At 72.1% G+C, this 24027-nt stretch carries 18 protein-coding genes; 4 read left to right on the forward strand and 14 right to left on the reverse strand.

Going from position 1 to position 24027, the window contains the following annotated elements; translation table 11 throughout:
* Positions 1 to 106 precede the first annotated feature (106 nt).
* On the reverse strand, positions 107 to 1516 hold the full coding sequence (gene glnA / locus HNR76_RS09825; RefSeq protein WP_162310594.1) for a type I glutamate--ammonia ligase: 1410 nt from the start codon (positions 1514 to 1516) through the stop codon (positions 107 to 109).
* Between the two features lie 364 nt (positions 1517 to 1880).
* Here glnA and HNR76_RS09830 point away from each other — a divergent pair, with 364 nt between their 5' ends.
* Complete coding sequence (locus HNR76_RS09830; protein ID WP_162310593.1) at positions 1881 to 2672, forward strand: undecaprenyl-diphosphate phosphatase; 792 nt, start codon at positions 1881 to 1883, stop codon at positions 2670 to 2672.
* Positions 2673 to 2768: 96 nt separating this feature from the next.
* Positions 2769 to 3602 carry an META and DUF4377 domain-containing protein gene (locus HNR76_RS09835; protein ID WP_162310592.1) on the forward strand — a complete coding sequence of 278 codons (834 nt, stop codon included), beginning with the start codon at positions 2769 to 2771 and terminating at the stop codon, positions 3600 to 3602.
* Positions 3603 to 3792: 190 nt separating this feature from the next.
* On the opposite strand, the gene HNR76_RS09840 is transcribed toward HNR76_RS09835, so the two are convergent.
* The 10 genes from HNR76_RS09840 to HNR76_RS09885 all read right to left on the reverse strand — a co-directional run bounded on the left by HNR76_RS09840 (position 3793) and on the right by HNR76_RS09885 (position 12012).
* A complete protein-coding gene (locus HNR76_RS09840) occupies positions 3793 to 4413 on the reverse strand; it encodes a YbhB/YbcL family Raf kinase inhibitor-like protein (RefSeq protein WP_162310591.1) in 621 nt (206 codons plus the stop codon).
* A 478-nt stretch (positions 4414 to 4891) separates the two neighbouring features.
* A complete protein-coding gene (locus HNR76_RS09845; RefSeq protein WP_162310680.1) occupies positions 4892 to 5878 on the reverse strand; it encodes a YheT family hydrolase in 987 nt (328 codons plus the stop codon).
* A gap of 73 nt (positions 5879 to 5951) precedes the next feature.
* Entirely contained in the window at positions 5952 to 6758 is an 807-nt protein-coding gene (locus tag HNR76_RS09850) for a lysophospholipid acyltransferase family protein (RefSeq protein WP_162310590.1), read from the reverse strand.
* 179 nt (positions 6759 to 6937) lie between these two features.
* Positions 6938 to 7369: a hotdog fold thioesterase gene (locus HNR76_RS09855; protein ID WP_162310589.1), complete on the reverse strand. Its 432-nt coding sequence runs from the start codon at positions 7367 to 7369 to the stop codon at positions 6938 to 6940.
* Positions 7370 to 7466: 97 nt separating this feature from the next.
* Positions 7467 to 8036, reverse strand: coding sequence for a DUF488 domain-containing protein (locus tag HNR76_RS09860; RefSeq protein WP_162310679.1), 570 nt, complete (start codon positions 8034 to 8036; stop codon positions 7467 to 7469).
* The gene (locus HNR76_RS09865; RefSeq protein ID WP_162310678.1) at positions 8033 to 8245 is read right to left on the reverse strand and encodes a hypervirulence associated TUDOR domain-containing protein; all 213 of its coding nucleotides are present in this window, start codon (positions 8243 to 8245) and stop codon (positions 8033 to 8035) included. The genes HNR76_RS09860 and HNR76_RS09865 overlap by 4 nt, the downstream gene beginning before the upstream one ends.
* An 89-nt stretch (positions 8246 to 8334) precedes the next feature.
* On the reverse strand, positions 8335 to 10278 hold the full coding sequence (locus HNR76_RS09870) for a phospholipase D family protein (protein WP_162310588.1): 1944 nt from the start codon (positions 10276 to 10278) through the stop codon (positions 8335 to 8337).
* Positions 10275 to 10883 carry a YceI family protein gene (locus tag HNR76_RS09875; RefSeq protein WP_162310587.1) on the reverse strand — a complete coding sequence of 203 codons (609 nt, stop codon included), beginning with the start codon at positions 10881 to 10883 and terminating at the stop codon, positions 10275 to 10277. The genes HNR76_RS09870 and HNR76_RS09875 overlap by 4 nt, the downstream gene beginning before the upstream one ends.
* Before the next feature lie 5 nt (positions 10884 to 10888).
* Complete coding sequence (locus HNR76_RS09880) at positions 10889 to 11365, reverse strand: SixA phosphatase family protein (RefSeq protein ID WP_162310586.1); 477 nt, start codon at positions 11363 to 11365, stop codon at positions 10889 to 10891.
* Positions 11366 to 11379: 14 nt separating this feature from the next.
* Positions 11380 to 12012, reverse strand: a complete 633-nt coding sequence (locus HNR76_RS09885) for a ParA family protein (RefSeq protein WP_162310585.1) — start codon at positions 12010 to 12012, stop codon at positions 11380 to 11382.
* Between the two features lie 117 nt (positions 12013 to 12129).
* Here HNR76_RS09885 and HNR76_RS09890 point away from each other — a divergent pair, with 117 nt between their 5' ends.
* On the forward strand, positions 12130 to 13614 hold the full coding sequence (locus HNR76_RS09890) for an AAA family ATPase (RefSeq protein WP_162310584.1): 1485 nt from the start codon (positions 12130 to 12132) through the stop codon (positions 13612 to 13614).
* A 284-nt stretch (positions 13615 to 13898) separates the two neighbouring features.
* A complete protein-coding gene (locus HNR76_RS09895) occupies positions 13899 to 17672 on the forward strand; it encodes an indolepyruvate ferredoxin oxidoreductase family protein (protein WP_162310583.1) in 3774 nt (1257 codons plus the stop codon).
* Positions 17673 to 17823: 151 nt separating this feature from the next.
* Here HNR76_RS09895 and HNR76_RS09900 read toward each other — a convergent pair whose 3' ends face one another.
* The 3 genes from HNR76_RS09900 to HNR76_RS09910 form a co-directional block, all read right to left on the reverse strand.
* Positions 17824 to 18837, reverse strand: a complete 1014-nt coding sequence (locus tag HNR76_RS09900) for a LacI family DNA-binding transcriptional regulator (protein WP_162310582.1) — start codon at positions 18835 to 18837, stop codon at positions 17824 to 17826.
* Between the two features lie 71 nt (positions 18838 to 18908).
* The gene (locus HNR76_RS09905) at positions 18909 to 20471 is read right to left on the reverse strand and encodes a sodium/sugar symporter (RefSeq protein ID WP_162310581.1); all 1563 of its coding nucleotides are present in this window, start codon (positions 20469 to 20471) and stop codon (positions 18909 to 18911) included.
* 517 nt (positions 20472 to 20988) lie between these two features.
* Positions 20989 to 23601: a glycoside hydrolase family 3 protein gene (locus tag HNR76_RS09910; protein ID WP_183982213.1), complete on the reverse strand. Its 2613-nt coding sequence runs from the start codon at positions 23599 to 23601 to the stop codon at positions 20989 to 20991.
* Positions 23602 to 24027 lie beyond the last annotated feature (426 nt).

Genomic DNA, 24027 nt, shown 5'->3' on the forward strand with positions numbered 1-24027 from the left:
TGATGTTTCGTTGCGCCGCTTCGCCTCTCTCCTCTCCTGCGCGCGGCCGGCCCCTGCCGGGCCGCGATGCGAAAGCGCCGCGCGGTTTCCCGCGCGGCGCCTCGTGTCAGTTGCCGTAGTACAACTGGTATTCCAGCGGGTGGGTGGCCGCGCGGAACTTGGTCACCTCCTGCATCTTCAGCGCGATGTAGCCGTCGATGAAGTCGTCGCTCATCACCCCGCCGGCCTTGAGGAACTCGCGGTCCGCGTCCAGCGCCTCCAGCGCCTGGTCCAGGCTGGAGCACACCTTGGGGATGTCCTTCTCCTCCTCCGGCGGCAGGTCGTACAGGTCCTTGTCCGAAGGAGCGCCCGGGTCGATCTGGTTCTTGATGCCGTCCAGGCCGGCCATCATCAGCGCGGTGAAGGTCAGGTAGCCGGACTGGATCGGGTCGGGGAAGCGCATCTCGATGCGCCGCGCCTTCGGGTTGGACACCCACGGGATGCGGCACGAGGCCGAGCGGTTGCGCGCCGAGTAGGCCAGCATCACCGGCGCCTCGAAGCCGGGCACCAGGCGCTTGTAGCTGTTGGTGCCGGCGTTGGCGAAGGCGTTGATGGCGCGGGCATGGCGGAAGATGCCGCCGATGTACCACAGCGCCAGTTGCGACAGGCCGCCGTAGCCGTCGCCGGCGAACAGGTTCTTGCCGTCCTTGGCCAGCGACTGGTGCACGTGCATGCCGCTGCCGTTGTCGCCGACGATCGGCTTGGGCATGAAGGTGACGGTCTTGCCGTTGCGGTGGGCGACGTTGCGGACGATGTACTTGGTGGTCAGCAGCTCGTCGGCCTTGCGCACCAGGGTGCTGAACTTGGTGCCGATCTCGCACTGGCCGGCGGTGGCCACCTCGTGGTGGTGGACCTCGACCTCGATGCCGGCCTCTTCCAGGGTCTTGCACATCTCCGAGCGCAGGTCGTGCAGCGAGTCGGTCGGGGCCACCGGGAAGTAGCCGCCCTTGACGCCCGGGCGGTAGCCGGTGTTGCCGCCTTCGTACTCGGTGCCGGAATTCCAGGCCGCCTCTTCGGACTCGATCTTGAAGAAGGTGTGGCCCATGTCGTTGGCGAAGCGCACCGCGTCGAAGATGAAGAACTCCGGCTCCGGGCCGAAGAAGGCCACGTCCGCGATGCCGCTGGACTTGAGGTAGGCCTCGGCGCGCTTGGCGATGCCGCGCGGGCAGCGCGCGTAGCCCTGCATGGTGGCCGGGTCGAGCACGTCGCAGGTCAGGATCAGGGTGGGGTCGGCGGTGAACGGGTCCAGCACCGCGGTCTCGGCGTCGGGCAGCAGGACCATGTCCGACTCGGCGATGCCCTTCCAGCCGGCGATGGAGCTGCCGTCGAACATCTTGCCGTCCTCGAACAGCGACGGCTCGACGATGCGGACCGGGAAGGTGACGTGCTGCTGCACGCCGCGCATGTCGACGAACCGCAGGTCGACGAACTCGACCTGGTTGTCCTTGATCAGCTTCTCAACGTTTTCCACGGGCATTGCGGGCGACCTCGGTAATGGGTAGCGAATCCAAAGCAAACGGCATGCCAACTATTTATTCTGTGCAAGTCGTTGATTTTCATAGGGCCGCATCGTCGCCGCGCACCAATGCACCATTCGAGTGCACCGAGGCCGGCGCCGCCTTGCACCATTTTGGTGAACCGGAGCCGTGCGATATCCCGGCAAGCGACCGGCGCCACCCGGCCACGCGCCTCCTTCCTCGCCGCGCACGGCGCCGCTTCCCGCCTTCGCCCCTTCCCGTCGCGCCCCGCGCCGGTGCGAGGAACCGCGGCCGACGCCGCCTCCCCGGCGCAGGCGCGCGCTCACGTATGCTGGCCGCCTCATCCCGCCCGCCGTCCCGCCCGTGTCCGATCTGTTTTCCGCCCTGCTGCTGGGCATCCTCGAGGGCCTGACCGAGTTCCTGCCGGTGTCCAGCACCGGCCACCTGCTGATCGCCCAGCACTGGCTGGGCGCGCGCTCGGACTTCTTCAACATCGTCATCCAGGCCGGCGCCATCGTGGCCATCACCCTGGTGTTCCGCCGCCGCCTGTGGGAGCTGGCCACGAACCTGGGCGATGCGGCCAACCGCGACTACGTGGCCAAGCTGGGCACGGCCTTCCTGGTCACCGCCCTGGTCGGGCTGCCGGTGCGGCTGGCCGGCTGGGAACTGCCGGAGACGATCGCCCCGGTGGCCTGGGCCCTGGTCGTCGGCGGGGTATGGATGCTGCTGGCCGAGCGCCTGGCCGAACGCCGCGGCGACCTGGCCGCGGTGACCTGGAAGGTGGCCGTGCTGGTCGGCCTGGCCCAGGTGGTGGCCGGCGTGTTCCCCGGCACCTCGCGCTCGGCCGCGGCGATCTTCATGGCCATGCTGGCCGGCACCTCGCGGCGCTCGGCGGCCACCGAATTCGTGTTCCTGGTCGGCATCCCCACCATGTTCGCCGCCAGCGGCTACGCCTTCCTGGAGCTGGTGAAGGACGGCGCGGTGGGCGGCGAGGACTGGGCCGGCGTGGCGGTGGCCTTCGCCGCGGCCACGGCCACCGGCTTCGTCGTGGTGCGCTGGCTGCTGGGCTACGTCAAGGCGCACCGCTTCACCGGGTTTGCGGTATACCGCATCGTGCTGGGCGCGCTGCTGCTGGTGCTGATGCCCGGCGGTTGACGGCACGGCGCGCCTTCACGCCCGCGCAACCCCATCGGGTGCATTCAACCGTTCTTGTTCCATCGACGCCATGCCGGCGCCCACAAGGAGGTCATCATGAAGAAGTTCCCGCCCTTCCCGCTGCTGGTCCTGCTGCCGCTGGCCCTGGCCGGCTGCAACAAGCCCGCCTCCGAAGCCGAGCCGCCGCCCGGCGAGCTGCCCACCGCGCAGACGCCCGCGCCGGCCGCCCAGGACGCCGGTACCCTGCTCCCCGCCTACCACTGGCGCCTGGCCGAGGCCAGCGACGCCACCGGTGCCCGCATCGACCCGCTGTTCGTGCGCGCCGACCGGCCGGTGCAACTGGACTTCGCCGACGGCCGCCTGAGCGTGTCCAACGCCTGCAACCACATCGGCGGCGGCTACCGCCTGGAAAACGGGCACCTGACCGTGGACCGCATGGCCTCGACCCTGATGGCCTGCGCCGACCCGGCCCTGGCCGCGCTGGACGGGGAGGTGAGCCGGCGCCTGGAAGGCAGGCTGGCGCTTGCCGTCGACCCGGCCACCGACCCACCGCGCCTGGCCCTGACCACCGCCGCGGACGAACGCCTGGTGTTCAACGGCGAGCCCACCGCCGCCACCCGCTACGGCAGTGCGCCCGAGCGCATGTTCCTGGAGGTGGCGGCCCAGACCCAGCCCTGCAGCCACCCGCTGATCCCGGACAAGCAATGCCTGCAGGTGCGCGAGGTGCACTACGACGAGCAGGGCCTGCGGACCGGCGATCCGAGCGCGTGGGAAAACTTCTACGACCAGATCGAGGGCTACGAGCACGAGCCCGGCGTGCGCAACATCCTGCGCATCGACCGCTACACCCGCAGCAACGTGCCGGCCGACGCCTCCCGCTACGCCTATGTGCTGGACATGGTGGTCGAGTCGGAAAACACCGCGCGCTGATCCCGCCCCTTCCGAAGCCGGGCGCCCTCATCGCACCCGGACACGCATCGAAGACGGGAGTAGCCGCGTCGAGCACGCCATGGATGGCGTGCGCCCTGCGGATCGCTTCCCTCGGGCACGGCGGCAGCGGCTTGCCGGGCCTTTCGTCGCCGGCCGTCGCCACGGCCGCCAAGACGCGCACCCGAAGTCTCTATCCCGGCGCGCGCACCGCCGGGTTGAGCGTGTAGGCCCCGTACACCACCGCCTCGGCCAGCACATGGCCCTGCACCGCGCGCAGCACGTCGGCCGCGGTGAAGCGCGCCGGCAACTCCAGCCGCGCCACGTCCAGCGCGAACAGGCGGAAGAAGTAACGGTGCACCCGCAGGTCGTTGGCCGGCGGGTACGGGCCGTCATAGCCGAAGTAGTCCCCGCCCATGTCCGCGTCGCCGGCGAACCAGCCGGTGTAGTCGTTCAGCCCCTGGCGCGCGCCTTCCGGGCCCGGCGGCGACTGCTTGCCGCGGGCGGTCACTCCGTCGCTGCAACTGCCCTCGGCAATGGCGTGCACCTGCGCCGCGACGTCGGCCATGACCCAGTGCACGAACTCCGCGCGCGGCTGCTCCACCGGGATCTGCATGTCCTCCCGGCCCACCGTCTCCGGCACGGTCGGCGCGTCCGGGTCGATGCACAACAGGGCGAACGAACGCGTGCCCTCGGGCACCTCGTCCCAGGCCAGGTGCGGGTTGCGGTTGTCGGACAGGCCCTCGGCGCGCCCCATGGCATACCGCGCCGGGATCGGGCCGCGGGGTTGGAAACTCTCGCTCCAGATGCGCATCGCGCGTCCTCCTGGTGGGACCGGTCCCCAGGGTAGCCCAAGGGCGGATCGCGTTGGTTTCTCCAGCCTCCGGGGAATAGCAAAAGCATTCGAGTGCGTCGGCTTCGGAGGGGCCGCCGTCCTCGGGCAGTGGCTTCGTTTGCCCCACAGCCACGGCAACGGCTGTCGCTTCCAAAGGGAAGCACTTGCTTTCAGCTACGACGCTCTGGCTGTTGGTTGAGCGAAGCCACATCCCGCACGCACCCGAAGACGTGGTCGTCCGGGTGTGCGTGGCAGCGGCCATGGATGGCCGCGGTAGCGAGTGCGCACACGGACGTGCGCCCGAGCGGCCACGACACACCCGGACGGCCGCGGCTCCCGCCGAAGCCGACACCCCACAGCGCTTTTTGCCGTTGACGCCCGGCACGCGCTTACCCACGGAATAAGAGAAGCCGAAGCCGGTCAAACGGATGCAGCCACCCGCATGCGCGGCGCGGTCCTACCGCATTACCGCGCACAGGCGCTCGGCCACCCAGCGCTCGGCGAAGCCGTCGCCGGCCAGGCTCTCGACGAAGGCGCAGTGGCCGCCCCAGCGCGCCACCTCCAGCCGCGCGGCCGCCGGCAGCCGCCATTGGCGCAAATCGTCGGACGGGATCACCGGATCGTCCCGCGCCATCAGGATGTCCGCCGGCACCCGCAGCGCGGCCAGGCGCTCGCCGGCGATGGAATAGCTGTCGAAGTACGCCTCCACGCTGCCGAAGCCGGCGTAGCGCCGGGCCAGCCAGGCGGTCAGGCTGCGCAGGTCCAGCGCCAGGATGGCGTCGTCGTAGTCGTAGCGCTCCGGGAACAGCGCGCGCTTGCGCTGCAGCGAACGGCGCCACTTGCGGCGGAAATACCAGTCGTAGATCGCCGGCCCGCGCTCCATGCAGTCCATGGTGCGCGCCGGGTCCACCAGCGGGCAGACCGCGGCGATGCGCCTTAGCGGCAGCCCGGCCGCCTCCGCGCGCAGGCCCACCCGCAACGCGAAGTTCCCGCCCAGCGAATAGCCGGCCACCACCAGATCGCGCACGCGCAGGCGGCAGACCAGGTCGGCGGCCGCGTGCACCACCTCGTCCAGGCGATTGGAGTGGAACAGCTCCTCGTTGAGGTGGTGGGTGTCGCCATGGTCGCGGAAGTTCAGGCGCACCACCTCCAGGCCGCGGGCCAGCAGCCGCGCCGCGGTCAGGCGCATGTAGCCCGAGTCCGCGCTGCCTTCCCAGCCGTGCAGCAGCAGCGCGGTGCCGGTGCGCGCCGTGCCGGGGACGTGGCTGTGCCAGGCCTGCAGGCGCGCGTTCCCGCCGCCATCGAGGATGTACTCGGTAGTGACCGCGCCGCTGGCGGCCAGCGCCTGCAGGCCGCGGCGGCCGCGCAGGCCGCTGGAGCCGAGCACCGACTGCAGGTGCGGGTTGCGGAGCAGGCGGGACGGCTGGTAGTCGGCGGCGGTCAGCATGTCGGGGGAAGGCGGGAGCGCGCCGGCCATTCTGCATCCGCGCCCGGGCGGCGCAAGCCGGGCGCCGGGTTCAACGCGCCATCGCCGCCACGATCCGCTCGCGCGCCTGCTCGGCGATCCGGCGCCGGCCCTCCACGTCGCCGGGCGGGATCGGCGCCAGGAAATGGATCTCGGCCGGGCGCACCGGCTCGCCGAGCAGGCGCAGGAAGTTGGCCGCGAAGTTCTCGCGCGGGCCGAAGGCCACCACCGTCTGCGCGGCGCCGCCGGCCCCGTAGCGCAGCGCCACCGGCTGCACCGGCACCTGGGCCTGGACCGCGGCGGTGAAGATGCGCGCATGGAACGGGCCCACGTCCTCGCCACCCCGGGTGCGCCCTTCCGGGAACACGCCCACCGACTTGCCGGCGCGCAGGCGCTCGCCCATCGCCTCGAGCACGCCGTTGAGCGAATCGGCGCTGCCGCGGCGGTGGAAGATGGTCTGCCCGCGCGCGGCCAGCCAGCCCACCAGCGGCCAGCCGGCGATCTCGCGCTTGGCCACGAAGCCCATCATCCGCTGGCTGTGCAGCGCCTCGATGTCGATCCAGCTCACGTGGTTGGCCACGAACAGGACCGGGCCGGGCAGCGGCGTACCCACCCGGCGCAGGCGGAAGCCGAAGATCCACATCAGCCCCGCCGACCAGGCGCGCACGGCGCGGTCGCCCAGCGTCTCCGGGCCCCAGCGGATGTGCCCCAGCGGCGGCGCCAGGCACAGCAGGGTCAGCGGCAGCGGCACCAGCAGGTGCAGCAGCAGCAGCGGGACGCGGTAGAGATAGCGGGCGCTGCGCACGATCGCGCCGCGTCGCTGGGGACGCCGGGCGGCACGTGGGGGGACGTGTTCCATGGACGCGCAAGATACCGGATGGCCGCCGCTTGGGCATCCGCCGCGTAAGGACGCGGGACGCGGCATGCCGCCCAGACCCGGGGCGCGATGCCAGGAACCCATGCGGCCGTACCCCGCCGGTGGCGCCTGCGCCCGTCCATGGCGTCGTGTGCGGCGCCCGTGGGGCAAACCCACCGGCGCTAGGCGGCCGGCGGCGCCGCCACCACCGCCAGGGTCAGGCGCGAGACGCAGACCGCGCGGCCGGCCTCGTCCTCGATCCGGATCTCCCAGACCTGGGTGGTGCGGCCCAGGTGCAGCGCCCGCGCGGTGCCGGTGACCGTGCCCGCGCGTACCGCGCGCAGGTGGTTGGCGTTGATCTCCAGGCCCACCGCCATGTGCACGGCGGCGTCCAGGCACAGGTTGCCGGCGCTGCTGCCCAGGGTCTCGGCCAGCACCACCGAGGCGCCGCCGTGGAGCAGCCCGTACGGCTGCCGGGTGCGCGGGTCCACCGGCATGGTCGCGCGCAGCCAGTCCTCGCCGGCGCCGGTGAAGACGATGCCCAGGCGTTCGATCAGGGTGCCGCGGCCTTGGCGGTTGAGTTCGTCCAGGGAAACGGGAGCGTGGAAGACCATGCGGTGGGCGACCTGCGGGGGAGACCACGGGATTATCCGCCCGCCGGCGCGCGGCGGCACGCCGCTGCCCCCGCCGGGCCGCACGATGGACGGCGGCTCAATCGGCGTCGAACAGGCCCGGCTGCGGCGGCGGGTACGCCAGCCGGCCCTCCACCACCCGCGCCGCCGACGTGTAGGGATGCGGCTGGACGTGCGCGGCATCGAGGATGTGCAGCACCTCGATGCCGCGCAGCTTGAGCACGTCGGCGATCAGCGCGCGATGACAGCGCCACCACACCGCCTCGGCGCACATCAGCACGGTGCGGCGCCGCGCGGCCAGCGCCAGCGCCAGGTCCAGCCCTTCGGCGAACTCGGCGCTGTCCAGGTGGTCGGCGTAGCCCTGGAAGGAGGCGTTGCGCCAGCCGCCGTTGGGCGAGCCCGGCCGCACCCGGCGGCGCCCGCCCAGTTGCGGCAGCCAGCGGTATTCCATCCCCGCCGCCGGCAGGTTCGCGGCCAGCGCCTCGCTGGCGAACCACGGATGCCGGCGCGAGCCGGGGAAGCGGCGCACGTCGGCCAGTGCCTGGATGCCGCATCCGCCCAGCAGGGCCAGGAAGCCGTCCCAGGACCGGGTGGAATGCCCCACGGTCCAGACGGTGGAGACGGCGGCGCGACCGGCGGCCACGCTCAGCCGATCTTCTGCAGCGCCGCGCCCTTGTGCATGGCGACGTGGTCGGTGCGGTCGCTGTGGATCTCGTACTGCGGGTCGTCCTCGCTGCAGCGGCGCATGTGTCCCTTGTACTCCGTGTCGCGGGTATGGACCTTGACGATGCGGCCGCTGGCGTGGCCGGCTTCGGAATTCCAGCGCACGTGGTCGCCTACCTTGAATGCATGGGCCATGGCATCGGTCCGGGTCGGGAAGATGCCGCCATTGCAACCGAGGCCGCGTCCACGCCGCGTGTCGACGGCGGCCGGCCCCACGCCGGCGCCTACAGGATCGGCACCAGGCCCGCGCCGAAGGCGGTCAGCATGCGGGTGAAGATCGACTTCGGCCCCAGGCTCACTTCGGGGAAATCGCCCACCGCCACGTAGCAGCGGTGGAAGTCCGGGTCGCGCCGCGGCAGCGGCAGCGGGCAGTCCGGCCCGGGCTGGAAGGCGTAGTTGGTGGCGTAGCGCCACGGCCACAGGTCCAGGATCGGCGAGGCCTCCAGCACCTTGCCCATGCTGTAGCTCAGGCCCGAGAACACCGGCGGCCTGGCCCGCGGCGCCACCGTCCAGGAGTTGCCCGGGGCGATGTCGCGCTCGATGCTGGCCGCCAGCGCGCGGGCGAAGGCCGGGTCGTCGATCACCACCGCCGCCTCGGTGTTGTAGGTCTCGCTGCGCGGATCGAAGTTGTGGGTGCCGATCACCGCGATGCGGCGGTCGATCACCATCGACTTGGCGTGCAGGCCCATGCGCGGGCCGCTGCCGGTGACCGGCACCGGGCGGTTGGCCGGCGCGCTGGCGCGCAGCAGCGAGGGCCGGGTCTCGGTGCGCAGCTTGTCCTGCACCTGGCGCTCCTGGCCGCTACCGCGGCTGCCGCCCACGCTGCCGCCGGGCAGTTCGCTGCGCGCCACCGTGGGGCCGGGATCGGTGCCCGGCGCGCCCGGCTGCCAGGCGCCCAGCGCCGGGTCCACCGGCGGGTCGCGCGGAAACGGCTTGTATTCGAACAGGTCGAAGCCCAGCTCGCGCACGTGGCGGCGCTTGTACTTGTAGGTGAGCGCGTAGACGATCGGGTTGTCGGTGGCCGCCAGGCTGTTGGTGGAGACCACCACCCGCGGCGGCTGCGCGCGCGCGCGCAGCCCGCGGAAGATCTCCAGCGCCTCGTCGGACAGCACCAGGTACGGGGTCTGCAGCAGGATCTCCTCCCGCGCGCCGGCCAGCAGGCTGGCCAGGCCGGCGGCGCCGGCGCCTTCGCTGCCCGGGTCGCCGTGGTGCTTTTCCGGCAGGTCGGCCAGGTAGGCCACCGCGCCCACCGGCAGCGCGCGCGCGGCCAGGCGCTCGCGCACCAGGCCGGCGTCGGAGGCGGCGCGCGAGATCAGCTCCACCCGCCCGGGCCGCTGCGGCTGCGCCGGCGGCAACGCGGGCACGCCCTGTTCCAGCAGCAGCCGGGCCACGTCGCGCAGGCGCTCGACCGGCACGCTGCGGCGGTCGTTCCAGTACTCGGCGAAATTGCGCTCCATCGCGCGCGCCGCCGGGCCCGCCACCAGCACGTCGCGGTCGCGGAAGTTGAACTGCGCGTCCCAGTCGTAATAGTCGTCCTGGTAGTTGCGCCCGCCGGCGATGCCGACCGCGTCGTCCACCACCAGCAGCTTGTTGTGCATGCGCTGGTTGAAGCGGCGGAAGCAGCACACCACGCTGGCCGCGTAGTGCAGGTAGTTGGGCTTGGCCAGGCCGAAGGTGGGGTTGTAGATGCGCAGCTCCAGGTTGGCGTGCGCGCCGCCCAGGGCGGCCAGGATCGGCAGGTCGGCGATGGCCGAGAGCTGGTCGATCAGCACCCGCACCTTCACCCCGCGGCGGGCCGCGGCCAGCAGTTCGTCGATCACCAGCCGCGCGCTGTCGTCCTTGTCGAAGATGTAGGTCTGCAGGTCCACCCGCCGGGTGGCGCCGCGGATCAGGTCCAGGCGCGCCAGCAGCGCCTCGCCGCCCTCGTCCAGGATCAGCGCGTAGTGGCGCGGCGTGGCGGGCGCGGAAGCGGCGAAGGCCTGCCCGGCCAGCGCGCGCAGCGGCGAGGGCGCGGCGCAATGGTCCGCGCGCGCGCAGTCCACCGTGGTGTCGCGCGCGGCCATGGCGATGGCTTCCGCGCGCTCGTGCTGGGCGGGCGAGAGGGTGGCGCAGGCGGCCACCGGCAGAGACAGGGCCGCCGCCAGGACGCGGTGCAACAGGCGGTTCACGGCGGCGGATTCTCCTTCAACCGCACCTGCATGCGCAGCAACACCCGGTCGCTGAGCACCAGCCGCCAGTCGTCCATGCCGTAGCGGCTGCGCTGGATGTCCCCGCTCACCCACACCGCGCAGTCCAGCCCCGGGCGCGGGCAGGCGGACGGCGCCACCTGCAGCGCCTCGTCCTGGGTGACCCCGCGCAGGGTCAGCCGGCCGTTCAGCGCGGCGCCGTCGGCCAGGCCGGCGGCGACATAAGGGTCGGAGACGAATTCCATCCAGGGGTGGCGCACGCTGTCGAAGAAGCTGTCTCCGCGCATCCAGGCGGTGTAGCGGGCGCGTCCGGGGATCTCGGCCGCCGCGGTGGCGATGCGCAGGCGCACCTGGTGGCGCCCGTCCGGCAGCGCCTCGACCGTGCCGTCGTACACCGGGAACACGCCCTCCAGGTGCTGCCCCAGGCGGGTGCGCACCTCGAACCCCAGGTGGCTGTGCTCGGTGTCGATCCGCAGCGGCGGCGCGGGCGGCACCGCCTCGTGCACGGGCGGCGACGCGGACGCCGCCAGCGCCTGCCCGAGCCCGAGCCCGAGCAGGAGACCGCCGCACCACGCCCGCCGGTGCATGCGCCCTAGGGCCACCAGAACGCGGTCAGCCGGCCCATGCCCGGTTCGATCGCCACCCGCGCCGGCAGCGCCAGCACCGCCACCGCGGCGGTGGGCATGCCGCGGTAGTCGCCCGAGCGGCCGCTGTGCAGCAGCGCCACCAGGCGCTCCATGCCGGGGTTGTGGCCCACCAGCAGCAGGCGCTCGACCTCCTGCTGCGCCTCCAGCAGCCCGATCAGGGTGCCCGGCGTGGCCTCGTAGATGCTCTCCTCCAGCCGCTGCTCGGCGTAGCCGGTGACCGCCAGCACCGCTTCCAGCGTCTCCCGCGTGCGCCGCGACGGCGAACACAGCACCCGGTCCGGCAGCAGGCCCTGCGCCGCCAGCCAGCGGCCGGCGGCCTCGGCCTCGGCCAGGCCCTGCGGCGAGAGCGGGCGGTCGATGTCGGCCTGCCCCGGCGAGGCCGGTTCGGCGTGGGCATGGCGCAGCAGGATCACCTCGCGCATGTCGTCTCCGCTCGTCACGCCCGGGCCAGCCACTTGAACAACGGCTCCCAGTCGGCCTGGTGGTCGCGCACCTGCGCGGAGTGGTAGTCGAACAGGCTGCGCCCCAGCCCCACCAGGACCACGTAGGCCTGGGTGTCGCGCAGTTGCGCCACCACCGGGTAGGGCCAGCCCTTGAGCATCTCCAGCGCCTGCTGCGTGGCGTGGGTCCAGGGCTTGGCGCGGTTCAGCACCAGGCCTACCGGCAACTTGCGCTGGTGCACCCGCGGCACCTTGGCCAGGGTATTGAGGAAGCCGACGGTGGCCTCGATGTCCAGCGCCGAGGGCTGGACCGGCACCACCACCGCGTCGGCCAGGCCGAGGAACGCGTCCAGGTCGTCGGCCAGGGCGCCGGCCGGCGCATCGATCACCACCTGGTCGGTATCGTCCGGCAGCCGGCTGCGCCAGGCGCGGCGGCGGCTGGCGTCGATCGGCAGCACCGCGCTGTCCAGTACGGCCCGGCGCTGCGCCCAGCGCGTGGCCGAGGCCTGGGGGTCGGCATCGGCCAGGACCGTGCGCCGTCCCTGCAGCGCCGAATGCGCCGCCAAGTGAGTGGCGACCGTGGTCTTGCCCACGCCGCCCTTGGAGCCGGCCACCAGAATCGTCTTCATGCGCCACCGTCCTCCGCAATCGGCTGCCCGCAGGGTACACCGCCCCCCGTGGAGACGGTAGGAAGGCCCCTGCCCGCGCTGCTATCGTGCCCCGTCCCCGCGCCGTACCGCCTTCCGATGAGCCAGTTGCAGGACCTGACCGCCCTGATCCGGGCCAACGCGCCCCTGATCGTGATCGAGACCCGCGACGAGGAGCGGGTGGTGGAACTGTTCCGGCAATCGCTGATGCAGGTCTGGCGCGCCCTGCACCGCTGGACCATCACCGAGGGCCTGCGCCGCCTGGACCTGGACCGCGAGGACGCCGCCGAGGGCCCGCCCGACGCCGGCTCGGTGCTGCGCGCGATCCAGGACGCCGGGCAGCGCGGCATCTACCTGCTGCTCGACTTCCACCCCTACCTGGGCTACGCCAGCCACCAGCGCCTGCTGCGCGACATCCTCCAGCGCCGCCACTGCCAGCCGCACGTGATCGTGCTGGTCGGGGCCAAGGTCGAGCTGCCGGCCGAGCTGGACGCGCTGGCGGTGCGCTTCAGCCCGCGCCTGCCGAACGCGGCCGCCCTGCTCAAGCTGGTGCGCGAGGAAGCGGTGGCCTATGCCCGCGAGCACGGCGGCCGCCGGGTCGAGGCCGAGGAGGACGCGGTGCGCCAGATCGTGCGCCACCTGCAGGGCCTGGACCTGCACGACGCGCGCCGCATCGCCCGCCGCCTGATCCACGACGACGGCGCGCTCACCGCCTCGGACCTGCCGCAACTGGCCAGGCTGAAGTTCGAGCTGCTCAACCGCAGCGGCCACCTGCACTACGAATACGACACCGCCGGCTTCGCCCAGGTGGCCGGCGCGGCGCGGCTGAAGCGCTGGATCGGCCACCGCCGCGCCGCCTTCGCCGGCAACCCGCCGCCGGGCCTGGACCCGCCGCGCGGCGTACTGCTGCTGGGCGTGCAGGGCTGCGGCAAGTCGCTGCTGGCCAAGGCCATCGCCGGCGGCTTCGGGGTGCCGCTGCTGCGGCTGGACTTCGGCACCCTGTACGCGAAATACCATGGCGAGACCGAGCAGAACCTGCGCGCCGCGCTGGCCTCGGCCGAGCAGTTGGCGCCATGCGTGCTGTGGATCGACGAGATCGAGAAGGGCGTGTCCGCCGATGCGGGCGACGGCGACGGCGGCGTGTCCCGGCGCGTGCTCGGCTACCTGCTCACCTGGATGGCCGAGCGCCGCGCGCCGGTGTTCCTGGTGGCCACCGCCAACCAGGTCCGGCACCTGCCGGCCGAGCTGCTGCGCAAGGGCCGCTTCGACGAGATCTTCTTCGTCGACCTGCCCGCCCCGGACACCCGGGTGGAGTTGCTGCGCCTCCACCTGGGCGGACGCGGGCTGGACGCGGAGGCGTTCGCCCTGCCCGCGCTGGCGGCGGCCAGCGACGGCTTTTCCGGCGCCGAGATCGAGCAGGCCATCGTTTCCGGCCTGTACGCGGCCCATGCCGAGCAGCGCGCGCTGGACACCGACGTGCTCATGGCCGAGATCCGCGGCACCCGCCCGCTGTCGGTGCTGATGGCCGAGCAGGTGGCGGCGCTGCGCGAATGGGCGGCCGCGCGCACGGTGCCGGCGGACTGACGCGGCGCGCGGCACGGATGGCGGGCACGGACAGGTGCGCCGCGCCGTGCGGCGGCGTCCACCGGGAACAGGCCGACCGAAGACGCGCAGGCACGTCCGTCACACAGCGCGCAGCACGTTCCATCCCCGCGCATGACGCAGACCCGGCGGCATGCCCCGCGCGCCGCCGTTCGCCGCGACGCCGCAGCCGACTTCGCGCACCGCGCTCACGGGGCGGTGCGCGAGGCCCGCTGTATCATGCCGTGCCGGGTTCCGGCCCGGTCCCGCCAGCGCCAAGGCCAGCCATGACCAGCACCGCCGAACTGACCTCGCCCGCCTCCGCGAACACGCCCGGCCTGGACACGTTCGACCGCGACTACACCCTGGAACACCGCTATACCCGCTGCGACGGCCGCATCTACCTCAGCGGCGTGCAGGCGCTGGTGCGGCTGCCGCTGATGCAGCGCCTGCGCGACGCCGCGGCCGGGCTGGACACCGCCGGCTTCGTCAGCGGCTACCGCGGCAGCCCGCTGGGTGGCTTCGACCTGGAACTGTGGCGCGCGCGCAAGCACCTGGACGCGGCGAAGGTGCGCTTCCAGCCCGGCCTGAACGAGGATCTGGGCGCGACCATGGTCTGGGGCACGCAGCAGACCAACCTGTTCCCCGGCGCCCGGGTCGAGGGCGTCTACGCCATGTGGTACGGCAAGGGCCCGGGCGTGGACCGCTGCGGCGACGTGTTCAAGCACGGCAACGCCGCCGGCACCTGGAAGCACGGCGGGGTGCTGGCGCTGGCCGCCGACGACCATGCCTGCCGCAGCTCGACCCTGCCGCACGGCAGCGAGGACGAGTTCGTCAGCGCGATGATGCCGGTGCTCAACCCGGCCGGGGTGCAGGACATCCTCGACCTGGGCCTGGTCGGCTGGGCGATGAGCCGCTACACCGGCCGCTGGATCGGCTTCAAGACCATCGCCGAGACGGTGGAATCCTCCGCCTCGGTGGAGGTGGACCCGTTCGCGCGCCGGATCGTGCTGCCCGAGGACTTCGAGCTGCCGCCGGGCGGGCTCGGCATCCGCTGGCCCGACCCGCCGCTGGACCAGGAGATGCGCCTGCACCGCTACGCGGTCGGCGCGGCCCAGGCCTTCGCCCGCGCCAACGGCATCGACAAGGTGGTGATGGACGCGCCGCACGCGCGGCTGGGCATCGTGACCACCGGCAAGAGCTACCTGGACGTGCTGCAGGCGCTGGAATACCTGGGCCTGGACGAGCGCGCCTGCCGCGACATCGGCATCCGCGTGTACAAGGTCGGCATGACCTGGCCGCTGGAGCCGCAGGGCATCGCCGCGTTCGCCCGCGGCCTGGACGACATCGTGGTGGTGGAGGAGAAGCGCGCCTTCATCGAGCGGCAGATGAAGGAGCAGTTCTACAACTGGCCGGCCGACGGGGGCCGGCGCCCGAGCATCGTCGGCAAGTACGACGAGGCCGGCGAGTGGATCCTGCCGTCCACCGGCGAGCTGACCCCGGCCACCATCGCCGGGGTGATCGGCAGGCGCATCCAGCGCCTGCTTCAATCGAGCTCGATCGGCACCGAGTCGATCGAGCAGCGGCTGCGCTGGATGGAGCAGAAGGAAGCGGAGATGTCGCTGCCGCGCGCCGACTTCCCGCGCGTGCCGCACTACTGCTCCGGCTGCCCGCACAACACCTCCACCGCGGTGCCCGAGGGCTCGCGCGCGCTGGCCGGGATCGGCTGCCACTACATGGTCACCTGGATGGACCGGGCCACCGACACCTTCACCCACATGGGCGGCGAGGGCGTCACCTGGGCCGGGCAGGCGCCGTTCACCGACACCGCGCACGTGTTCCAGAACCTGGGCGACGGCACCTACTTCCACAGCGGCTCGCTGGCCATCCGCCAGGCCGTGGCGGCGAAGGTCAACATCACCTACAAAATCCTCTACAACGACGCGGTGGCGATGACCGGCGGCCAGCCGGTGGACGGCCCGCTCTCCGTGCCGGATATCGCCTGGCAGATGCGCGCCGAAGGCATCGGCACGATCGTCGTGGTCAGCGACGAGATCGGCAAGTGGCGCAAGCGCGAACTGTTCCCGGCCGGGGTGGAGTTCCACGACCGCGCCGAACTGGATGCGGTGCAGAAGCGCCTGCGCGAGGTGAAGGGCGTCTCGATCCTGATCTACGACCAGACCTGCGCCACCGAGAAGCGGCGCCGGCGCAAGCGCGGCAAGCTGGAGGACCCGGCCAAGCGGGTGATGGTCAATACGCTGGTGTGCGAGGGCTGCGGCGACTGCGGGCAGAAGAGCTTCTGCGTGTCCGTGCTGCCCCGGGAAACCGAGTTCGGGCGCAAGCGCGAGATCGACCAGTCCAACTGCAACAAGGACTATTCCTGCGTGTCCGGCTTCTGCCCCAGCTTCGTCACCGTGCACGGCGGGCGGCCGCGCAAGGGCCGCACGGCGCCGGCCGCGGCGCTGCTGGAGAACCTGCCCGAGCCGGTGCCGCGCACGGGCCTGGACCGTCCCTGGAACATCCTCATCACCGGCGTGGGCGGCACCGGCGTGGTCACCATCGGCGCCCTGCTGGGCATGGCCGGGCACCTGGAGGGCAAGGGCGCCACGGTGCTGGACCAGACCGGCCTGGCACAGAAAGGCGGCGCGGTGACCACCCACGTCCGCCTGGCGCGCACGCCGGAGGACATCCACGCCGTGCGCATCGCCGCGGGCGAGGCCGACCTGGTGCTGGGCTGCGACATGGTGGTGGTCAACGACTACTGGTCGCTGTCCAAGGTGCGGGCCGGGCGCTCGGAGGTGGTGCTCAACACCTACGAGGCGATGCCCGGCACCTTCACCATGCGCCCGGACCTGCACTTCCCCGCCGCCGACATCGTCGCCGGCGTCGGCCTGGCCCTGGGTGGGCGGACGCCGCGGCTGCTCGACGCCACCCAGTTGGCCACCGCGCTGCTGGGCGACGCCATCGCCAGCAACCTGTTCATGCTCGGCCATGCCTGGCAACTGGGCCTGGTGCCGGTGTCCCTGCACGCGCTGATGCGCGCCATCGAACTCAACGGCGCGGCGGTGGAGATGAACCGCCAGGCCTTCGCCTGGGGCCGGCTGTCGGCGGTGGACCCGCAGGCGGTGGCCACGGCCGCCGGCCTGGTGCGCAACCCGGCCACCGCCGAGGAGCGCGCGCCCGACGGCCTGCGCCAGTTGCCGCCGGGCGACTGGGAAGGCAGCGAGTGGGGCAGCACCAGCGCCCCGCGCCCGGCGCGCACCGAGCGCGAGTGGCGCGGCCTGCCCGAGCGCGGCGGCCATGCCGGCATCGCCGACGCCCCGTCCCCGGCGTCGCCGCTGGACACCGCGACCGGCGAGATCGCCGCGCTGCCGCTGGACGACCTGCGCCTGTCCCGCAGCCTGGACGAACTCGTCGCCCGCCGCGAGCGGTTCCTCGCCGACTACCAGGACGCGGCCTATGCGCGCCGCTATGCGGAGCTGGTGGCGAAGGCGCGCGCCGCCGAGCACCTCAAGGCGCCCGGTTCCACCGCGCTGACCGAAGCGGTGGCGCGCTACGCGTTCAAGCTGATGGCCTACAAGGACGAGTACGAGGTCGCGCGGCTGTACACCCGCGGCGAGTTCCGGCGGCGCCTGCAGCAGCAGTTCGAGGGCGACTACACCCTGCGCTTCCACCTGGCGCCGCCGCTGCTGGCGAAGAAGGACGCACAGGGCCACCCGCTCAAGCGCGAGTACGGCCCGTGGATGTTCACCGCGTTCAAGTGGCTGGCCAGGCTGCGCTTCCTGCGCGGCACCGCCCTGGACCCGTTCGGGCGCACCGCCGAGCGGCGCATGGAGCGGCGCCTGGTGGAGGACTACTTCGCCACCGTCGAGCGGCTGCTGCCCGGGCTGGACGGCGGCAATGCCGCGCTGGCTGCGGAAATCGCCGGCATCCCCGAGCACATCCGCGGCTTCGGCCACGTCAAGGAGGCGCACCTGCGCCAGGCCAAGGCGCGCGAGGCCGAGCTGCTGCACGCATGGGAGGACCCATCGCGGAGGGCGCCGCGCGCCGACGCCGCCTGAGCGGCATGCGCCCCTGCCCCGTGCGCAAAAGCCGGCTCGCCGGCGGCCGCCATGGGAAACCGCCTGCCGGAGGCCCGTCGGCCATCGCGGTCGCCGGCGAGCCGGCCCGCTGGAATGGGCGATGCATTGGAGACGGAGAGGCCGGGCCCGGTCACTTCTCCGCCGGTGCCGGCCCGGTCGACTGCCGCCCCTGCAGCGCATAGGGCATCTTCACCATGCGCCCGGCGCCGCGGTCGCGGATGGTCCCGAGCAGTTGCATGGTCGCCACCTGGCCCATGTCGCGGGTGGGCTGCTGCACCGTGGTCAGCCGCGGGAACATCTGCTGGGAGATGGGGGTGTTGTCGAAGCCGCACACCGACAGGTCGTCCGGCACGCGCAGGCCGCGCTCGGCCGCCGCGCGCATGACCCCGGCGGCCATGTCGTCGTTGGCGGCGAAGATCGCGGTCGGGCGCGAGGGCAGGTCCAGCAGCCGGAACCCGGCGGCCAGGCCCGAGTCGAACGAGAACTCGCCGTCGACCACCAGCGCGGGGTCGTAGCGCAGGCCGGCGCGGCGCAGCGCGCTGCGGTAGCCGGCCATGCGCCATTCGCTGGCGCCGTGGTCGGGGTGGCCGCGCACGTGGCCGATGCGGCGGTGGCCCAGGCCGATGAGCTGGGCGAGCAGTTCGCACACCGCCTCGTGCTCGTCCAGGGTGACCCCGATGCGCCCCTGGGGGTGGCGCGGCGAGATGCACGAGAACGGCACCCCGCGCTCGTCCAGCCGGTCCAGCAGCGCCTGGCTGTCGGTCAGCGGCGGGGTCAGGATCAGCCCGTCCAGGCGCGAGGCGTTGACCAGCGACTCGATCGTGTCGGCCAGGCCGGGGTCGTGGAAGGCGACCGGCTGCATGACCATGCCGTAGTGGTGCTGCTCGCAGGCGTCCACCACGCCGGTGACGATCTCCATCAGGTAGTTGGGCGACGGGTTGTCGTACAGCAGCGCCACCAGGTACGAGCGGTTGCCCGCCAGGCTGCGCGCGGACGGGTCGGGGCGGTAGTCCAGCGCGACCACCGTCTCCATCACCCGCGCGCGCGTGCTCTGGCGCACGCCCGGCTCGTGGTTGAGCACGCGCGACACCGTCTTCATCGATACGCCGGCCGCGGCGGCCACGTCCTCGATCCTCACCCGCATCTGCACACGCCCTCCCGGGGGGCGGGCCCGGCGCGGCACGCGCCGTCCGGGCCGCATGTCCGACCGCCCGATTACCAGAACACCGCGTACAGCGCGACGAGGATCCCCACCACGCCCAGCGCGCCGACGTTGAAGCCGGCCGAGGTCGAGTAGTCCACGTCGTCGGTGCGGATCAGGTCGCTGCCGGCCTGCTGCGGGCGCGTGGCCAGCGACACCACCAGGCCCAGCGCCAGCGCCAGCAGGAACACCAGGCCCACGCGGTCGATGAACGGCAGCGACGGCCAGGCCATCTTCAGCAGCACCGACAGCGCGAACGAGCCGACCGCCGCGGCCAGCGCGCCGGCCTCGTTGGCGCGCTTCCAGAACAGGCCCAGCACGAAGATCACCACGATGCCCGGGGTGAAGAAGCCGGTGTATTCCTGGATGTACTGGAACGCCTGGTCGAAGCTGCCCAGCAGCGGGCGGGCGGTCAGCGCCGCCAGCAGCACCGAGACGGCCGCGGCGATGCGGCCCACGCGCACCAGGTGCGCCTGGCTGTGCTGCTTCTTGGACTTGGCGTAGAAGTCCAGGGTGAAGATGGTGGCCACCGAATTGATCTTCGACGCCAGCGAAGCCACGATCGCGGCCACCAGCGCGGCGAACACCAGGCCCAGGATGCCGGTGGGCAACAGCCGCATCATCGTCGGGTAGGCCTCGTCCGGCTTGTCCAGGCCCGGTGCCAGCATCACCGCCGCGATGCCCGGCACCACCACCACCAGCGGCATCAGCAGCTTCAGGAACGCGGCGAACACCACGCCCTTCTGCGCCTCGCGGATGTCCTTGGCCGCCAGCGCGCGCTGGATGATGTACTGGTTGAAGCCCCAGTAGCTGACGTTCATGATCCACATGCCGCCGATCAGCACGCTGATGCCCGGCAGGTCCTTGTAGAACGGGTTGTCCTTGCTGAGGATCATCTCGAAGTGGCCCGGGTGCTCGCTCCACAGCCTCGAGAAGCCGGCGAGGACGTCGCCGCCGCCGAGCTGGCCCAGGGTGATCCCGGTGACCAGCAGGCCGCCCATCACCAGCAGCGTCACCTGCACGATGTCGGTCAGCGCCACCGCCTTCAGCCCGCCGTACAACTGGTAGGCCAGGGCGAACACGCCCAGCAGCACCAGCGCGGTCATCTGGTCCATGCCGGTGACCTGGGCCACGGCGATGGAGCCCAGCCACATGATCGAGGTCAGGTTCACGAACACGTACAGGCCCAGCCAGAACACCGCCATCAGGGTGCGGATGCGGGTGCCGTACCGTTCCTCCAGGAACTGCGGCATGGTGTAGATGCCGTTGCGCAGGAAGATCGGCAGGAAGAACTTGCCCACCAGCAGCAGCGTGGCCGCGGCCATCCACTCGTAGGAGGCGATGGCCAGGCCCAGCGCGTAGCCGGAACCGGACATGCCGATGATCTGCTCGGCCGAGATGTTGGCCGCGATCAGCGAGGCGCCGATGGCCCACCACGGCAGCGACTTGCTGGCCAGGAAATAGTCGCTGGCCGACTTCTGGTGCCCGGCCTTCTCGCGCGACACCCACTGCGCCAGGATGAAGATGCCGGCCAGGTAGGCGAGCACGATCACGATGTCCAACGTGGCAAGTTTCACTCGGTCGACTCCTCAGGTTCCCCAATGACGCAAGGCGGCCGCTGGGCGGCCGCCTCGTGGACGATGCCGATGGGCGGCATGGGGGAGAGAGCCGGGCGCATGGCTGGCGTGCAGCGACGCGAACGCGAAACCGATCGCTCCCCTCCGGCGACCGGCCCGACCCCCTCCCCCTGCAGCGGCCGGCAATGGGTTCCCCAACCCGTGCCGGCCCTGCTGCCGCAACCCCCTTCAGGCATTTTGACAGCGCTGTCTTATGTTGCCGCCGCAGCCTTGTCAACCGCAAACCGCGTATTCGCGCACACTTTTCGCGCCGACGCCGCCATCACGCGGCGCCCGGTGTCGGAGAACCGCGCGGACCCGGCCGGCGCGCTGCGTCGCAGCATGCTTTTGCGCAGCCTCGTATCGCCTCGCACGCAGGCATTCCGGCCTCCCCACGGACCAAGCCCGCGCGGAAGGATCCAAAAAAAAACGGCGGCCGATGGCATCCAAGCCATCGGCCGCCGCGTACCGGCCGCAATTACTTCGCGGTCGGGCAGTCCAGGATCCGCTCGGCCTCGTTGACCGCGCCCACGGCCACCCGCGAAAGCGACAGCGTCGCCGCCGAATCGCTTTGCAGCCTGGCCAGCACGTCCAGGGCCTCCACGTCCGCGCCGGCGACGGCGAAGCACTTCAGCGGCACGCCCAGCGTGGTCCACTGCCCGGCCGGCAGCGCGGCCAGGGTCTCGCGCAGCGGCAGCGGCGCGCTGGCGCCGGCGCTGATGCCGATCTGGCCGCTGGCCGGCACCGCGTCCGGGCGCAGGGTCAGGATCAGCAGCAGGTCGCCGTTGGTCTCGCGCGACAGCTCCTGCGCCGGCTCGGCGAAGATCGTCACGCTGGCCGCCGAATCGCCGGACCAGGCGAACTGGCGCGCATCCTCCTGGCGCTGGTGGTCGATCGCGGTCACCACCAGGCTCTTGTCGTGCAGTCCGGTGGGCACGGTGGTGACCTGCGCGGCGTGGTGCTGCGCGTTCTCCAGGCGCATGCTCAGGCCCGGGGCGAGCATGGCGTTGGCGAAGTACACCCCCGGCGCGGCCTGCAGGCCCTCGATGCCGGACTCCTCCGACAGCGGCTCCAGGTCGCCCTTGTCGGCGTAGGTCAGCCCGTGGCCGTAGGCGAACAGCGGCTGGTAGCCCGGCGCGCGGACATTGGATTCGATCGCCGTGCGCGGCCAGGAGAAGCTGAGCTTGCCCTTGAAGTCGTGGTCGACGCTGCCGTCGGGCTTGCGCAGCAGCACGTCGGCCACGCCCGCGCCCTCCGAACCCGGCAGCCAGGCCACCACGAACGCGTCGGAGGCGTTGATCTCGCGGTTCATCCACAGCGGGCGGCCGGTAATGAACACCGCCACCACCGGGATGCCGTCGGCCTTCAGGCGCTGGATCAGCTCCAGGTCGGTGTCGTTGCCGGGCTTGTACAACTGGTTGGCGATGTCGCCCTGGAACTCGGCGTAGGGCTCCTCGCCGAACACCACCACGGCCACGTCGGGCTTGGCCTTGTAGCGGCCGTCCAGCGCCAGTTCCGCCTGGCCGCCGGCGGCCTCGACCGCGCGCGCCACGCCTTCCCAGATGGTGTCGGCGTTGGGGAAGTCGGCGCGGGTGGTGCCGGTGCCCTGCCAGTTCAGGGTCCAGCCGCCGGCCTGCTTGCCGACGTTGTCGGCGCCGTCGCCGGCGACCAGCACGCGCTGGTTCGCGTGCAGCGGCAGCAGCGCGTTCTGGTTCTTCAGCAACACCAGCGACTCGCGCACCGCCTGGCGGGCAACCTCGCGGTGCTCGGGCGCGCCGAGCAGCTCGAACTTGGCGCCCAGCGCGCGCTGCGACGGCTTGGGCGCGTCGAACAGGCCCATCCGGAACTTGACCCGCAGGATGCGGCGCACCGCATCGTCCAGGCGCTCCATCGACAAGGTGCCGTCCTTGGCCGCGGCCAGGGCGGTCTCGTACATGCCCTTCCAGCTATCGGAGGCCATCGCCATGTCCAGGCCGGCGACGAAGGTGGCGGGGCAGTCGTCGTTGGTGCAGCCCGGCACCTGGCCATGGCCGTTCCAGTCGCCGACCACGAAGCCGCCGAAGTTCATGCGCTCCTTCAGCACGTCGGTCAGCAGCGCCTTGTGGCCGTGCAGCTTGGTGCCGTGGAAGCTGTTGAACGAGGCCATCACCGACTGCGCGCCGGCCGCGATGGCGGTCACGTAGCCGGCGGCGTGGATGTCGCGCAGCTCGGCCTCGCTGGCCTGGGTGTCGCCCTGGTCCTTGCCGTTGGCGGTGCCGCCGTCGCCGAGGAAATGCTTGACCGACACCATCACGTGGTGGTCGTCCAGGAATTCCGGCGAGCCGGCCTTGCCCTGCAGGCCCTCGACCATCGCCGCGGCGAACTCGGCCACCAGTTGCGGGTTCTCCGAATAGCCTTCGTAGGCGCGGCCCCAGCGCACGTCCTGCGGCACCGCCACGGTCGGCGCGAACGTCCACTCCATGCCGGTGGTACGGGTCTCCAGCGCGGTGATCTCGCCGATCCTGCGCTGCAGCTCCACGTTGCGGGTGGCGCCCAGGCCGACGTTGTGCGGGAACAGGGTGGCGCCGACCACGTTGCTCTGGCCATGCATCGCGTCGATGCCCCAGATGATCGGGATGGGCTTGCCGCCGCCGGAGGTGTCCATCGAGGCTTCCCAGAACGCGTCGGACACGGCCAGCCATTCGGCCGGGGTGGCGTTGTACTTGCCGCCCGGGTCGGAGCTGCCGCCGGCCAGGATCGAGCCGAGGCGGTACTTGCGCACGTCGTCGGGAGTGATGCTGGCGATGTCGCCCTGGATGATCTGGCCAACCTTCTCTTCCAGGGTCATGCTCGCCAGCAGGTCGTCGACCTTCTGCTCCAGCGCCGGGTCGGCCGGGAACGGCCATTCCGGCTGCGGCCACAGTTCCGGGTGGATGCTGCCGTCGTTGGCCGAGGGCGCCGCGTCGGCGGCGCCCTCGGCGACGGCGTCGGGCTTGCCGCAGGCGGCCAGCAAGGCCAGGACCAGCGCACCGGCCAAGGTGGTGGCGATACGGACTCCGGGCGCGCGTGCGCCGACAAACTTGCTGCTCAAGATGTTCCCCTCCGCTTTCATCGATAGATATGCGGCCGCCCGCAGCGACCGGCCGGTCCTCGACGGTAGGTCGAGGATCGGGTGCCGGGCAGAGGCTCGGGCCAAATGGCAGCGCTGTCAATCGCGCCGGGCGGCGCGCCGGGCCGGCGGCGGCCGGTACCGAGGGCCAGGCATCGCACCAGCACGGGAAACGGCGGATAGGAGCATCGCGCAGCGGCGGGGAGGGAAGGACGGCGACGCCCGCCGCGGGCAGCATCCTGTTGCGGCGCAGCAGGCGATTGCGGCGGGAAGATATCCCGCCACCGCCGCGCCTCTTCCGCCGGCGAATCCCACTGCGGACGCCGCCATTGCCGGTTGCGCGCGCGCAACGCAGGGCGCGCGCCGGCTCCGCCATGGCCCGGCGCCCTTCCGGAGCCGGCGCCTCCCTCTCTATAATTGGCGGTAGCT

Source organism: Pseudoxanthomonas broegbernensis, from assembly GCF_014202435.1.
Lineage (GTDB): Bacteria > Pseudomonadota > Gammaproteobacteria > Xanthomonadales > Xanthomonadaceae > Pseudoxanthomonas > Pseudoxanthomonas broegbernensis.

Bases quoted from the DNA above. Each gene is read 5' to 3' on its own strand.
- glnA (WP_162310594.1), bottom strand. From the start codon at position 1,516: ATGCCCGTGGAAAACGTTGAGAAGCTGATCAAGGACAACCAGGTCGAG.
- HNR76_RS09835 (WP_162310592.1), top strand. From the start codon at position 2,769: ATGAAGAAGTTCCCGCCCTTCCCGCTGCTGGTCCTGCTGCCGCTGGCC.
- HNR76_RS09840 (WP_162310591.1), bottom strand. From the start codon at position 4,413: ATGCGCATCTGGAGCGAGAGTTTCCAACCCCGCGGCCCGATCCCGGCG.
- HNR76_RS09850 (WP_162310590.1), bottom strand. From the start codon at position 6,758: ATGGAACACGTCCCCCCACGTGCCGCCCGGCGTCCCCAGCGACGCGGC.
- HNR76_RS09855 (WP_162310589.1), bottom strand. From the start codon at position 7,369: ATGGTCTTCCACGCTCCCGTTTCCCTGGACGAACTCAACCGCCAAGGC.
- HNR76_RS09865 (WP_162310678.1), bottom strand. From the start codon at position 8,245: ATGGCCCATGCATTCAAGGTAGGCGACCACGTGCGCTGGAATTCCGAA.
- HNR76_RS09875 (WP_162310587.1), bottom strand. From the start codon at position 10,883: ATGCACCGGCGGGCGTGGTGCGGCGGTCTCCTGCTCGGGCTCGGGCTC.
- HNR76_RS09880 (WP_162310586.1), bottom strand. From the start codon at position 11,365: ATGCGCGAGGTGATCCTGCTGCGCCATGCCCACGCCGAACCGGCCTCG.
- HNR76_RS09885 (WP_162310585.1), bottom strand. From the start codon at position 12,012: ATGAAGACGATTCTGGTGGCCGGCTCCAAGGGCGGCGTGGGCAAGACC.
- HNR76_RS09890 (WP_162310584.1), top strand. From the start codon at position 12,130: ATGAGCCAGTTGCAGGACCTGACCGCCCTGATCCGGGCCAACGCGCCC.
- HNR76_RS09895 (WP_162310583.1), top strand. From the start codon at position 13,899: ATGACCAGCACCGCCGAACTGACCTCGCCCGCCTCCGCGAACACGCCC.
- HNR76_RS09900 (WP_162310582.1), bottom strand. From the start codon at position 18,837: ATGCGGGTGAGGATCGAGGACGTGGCCGCCGCGGCCGGCGTATCGATG.
- HNR76_RS09910 (WP_183982213.1), bottom strand. From the start codon at position 23,601: ATGAAAGCGGAGGGGAACATCTTGAGCAGCAAGTTTGTCGGCGCACGC.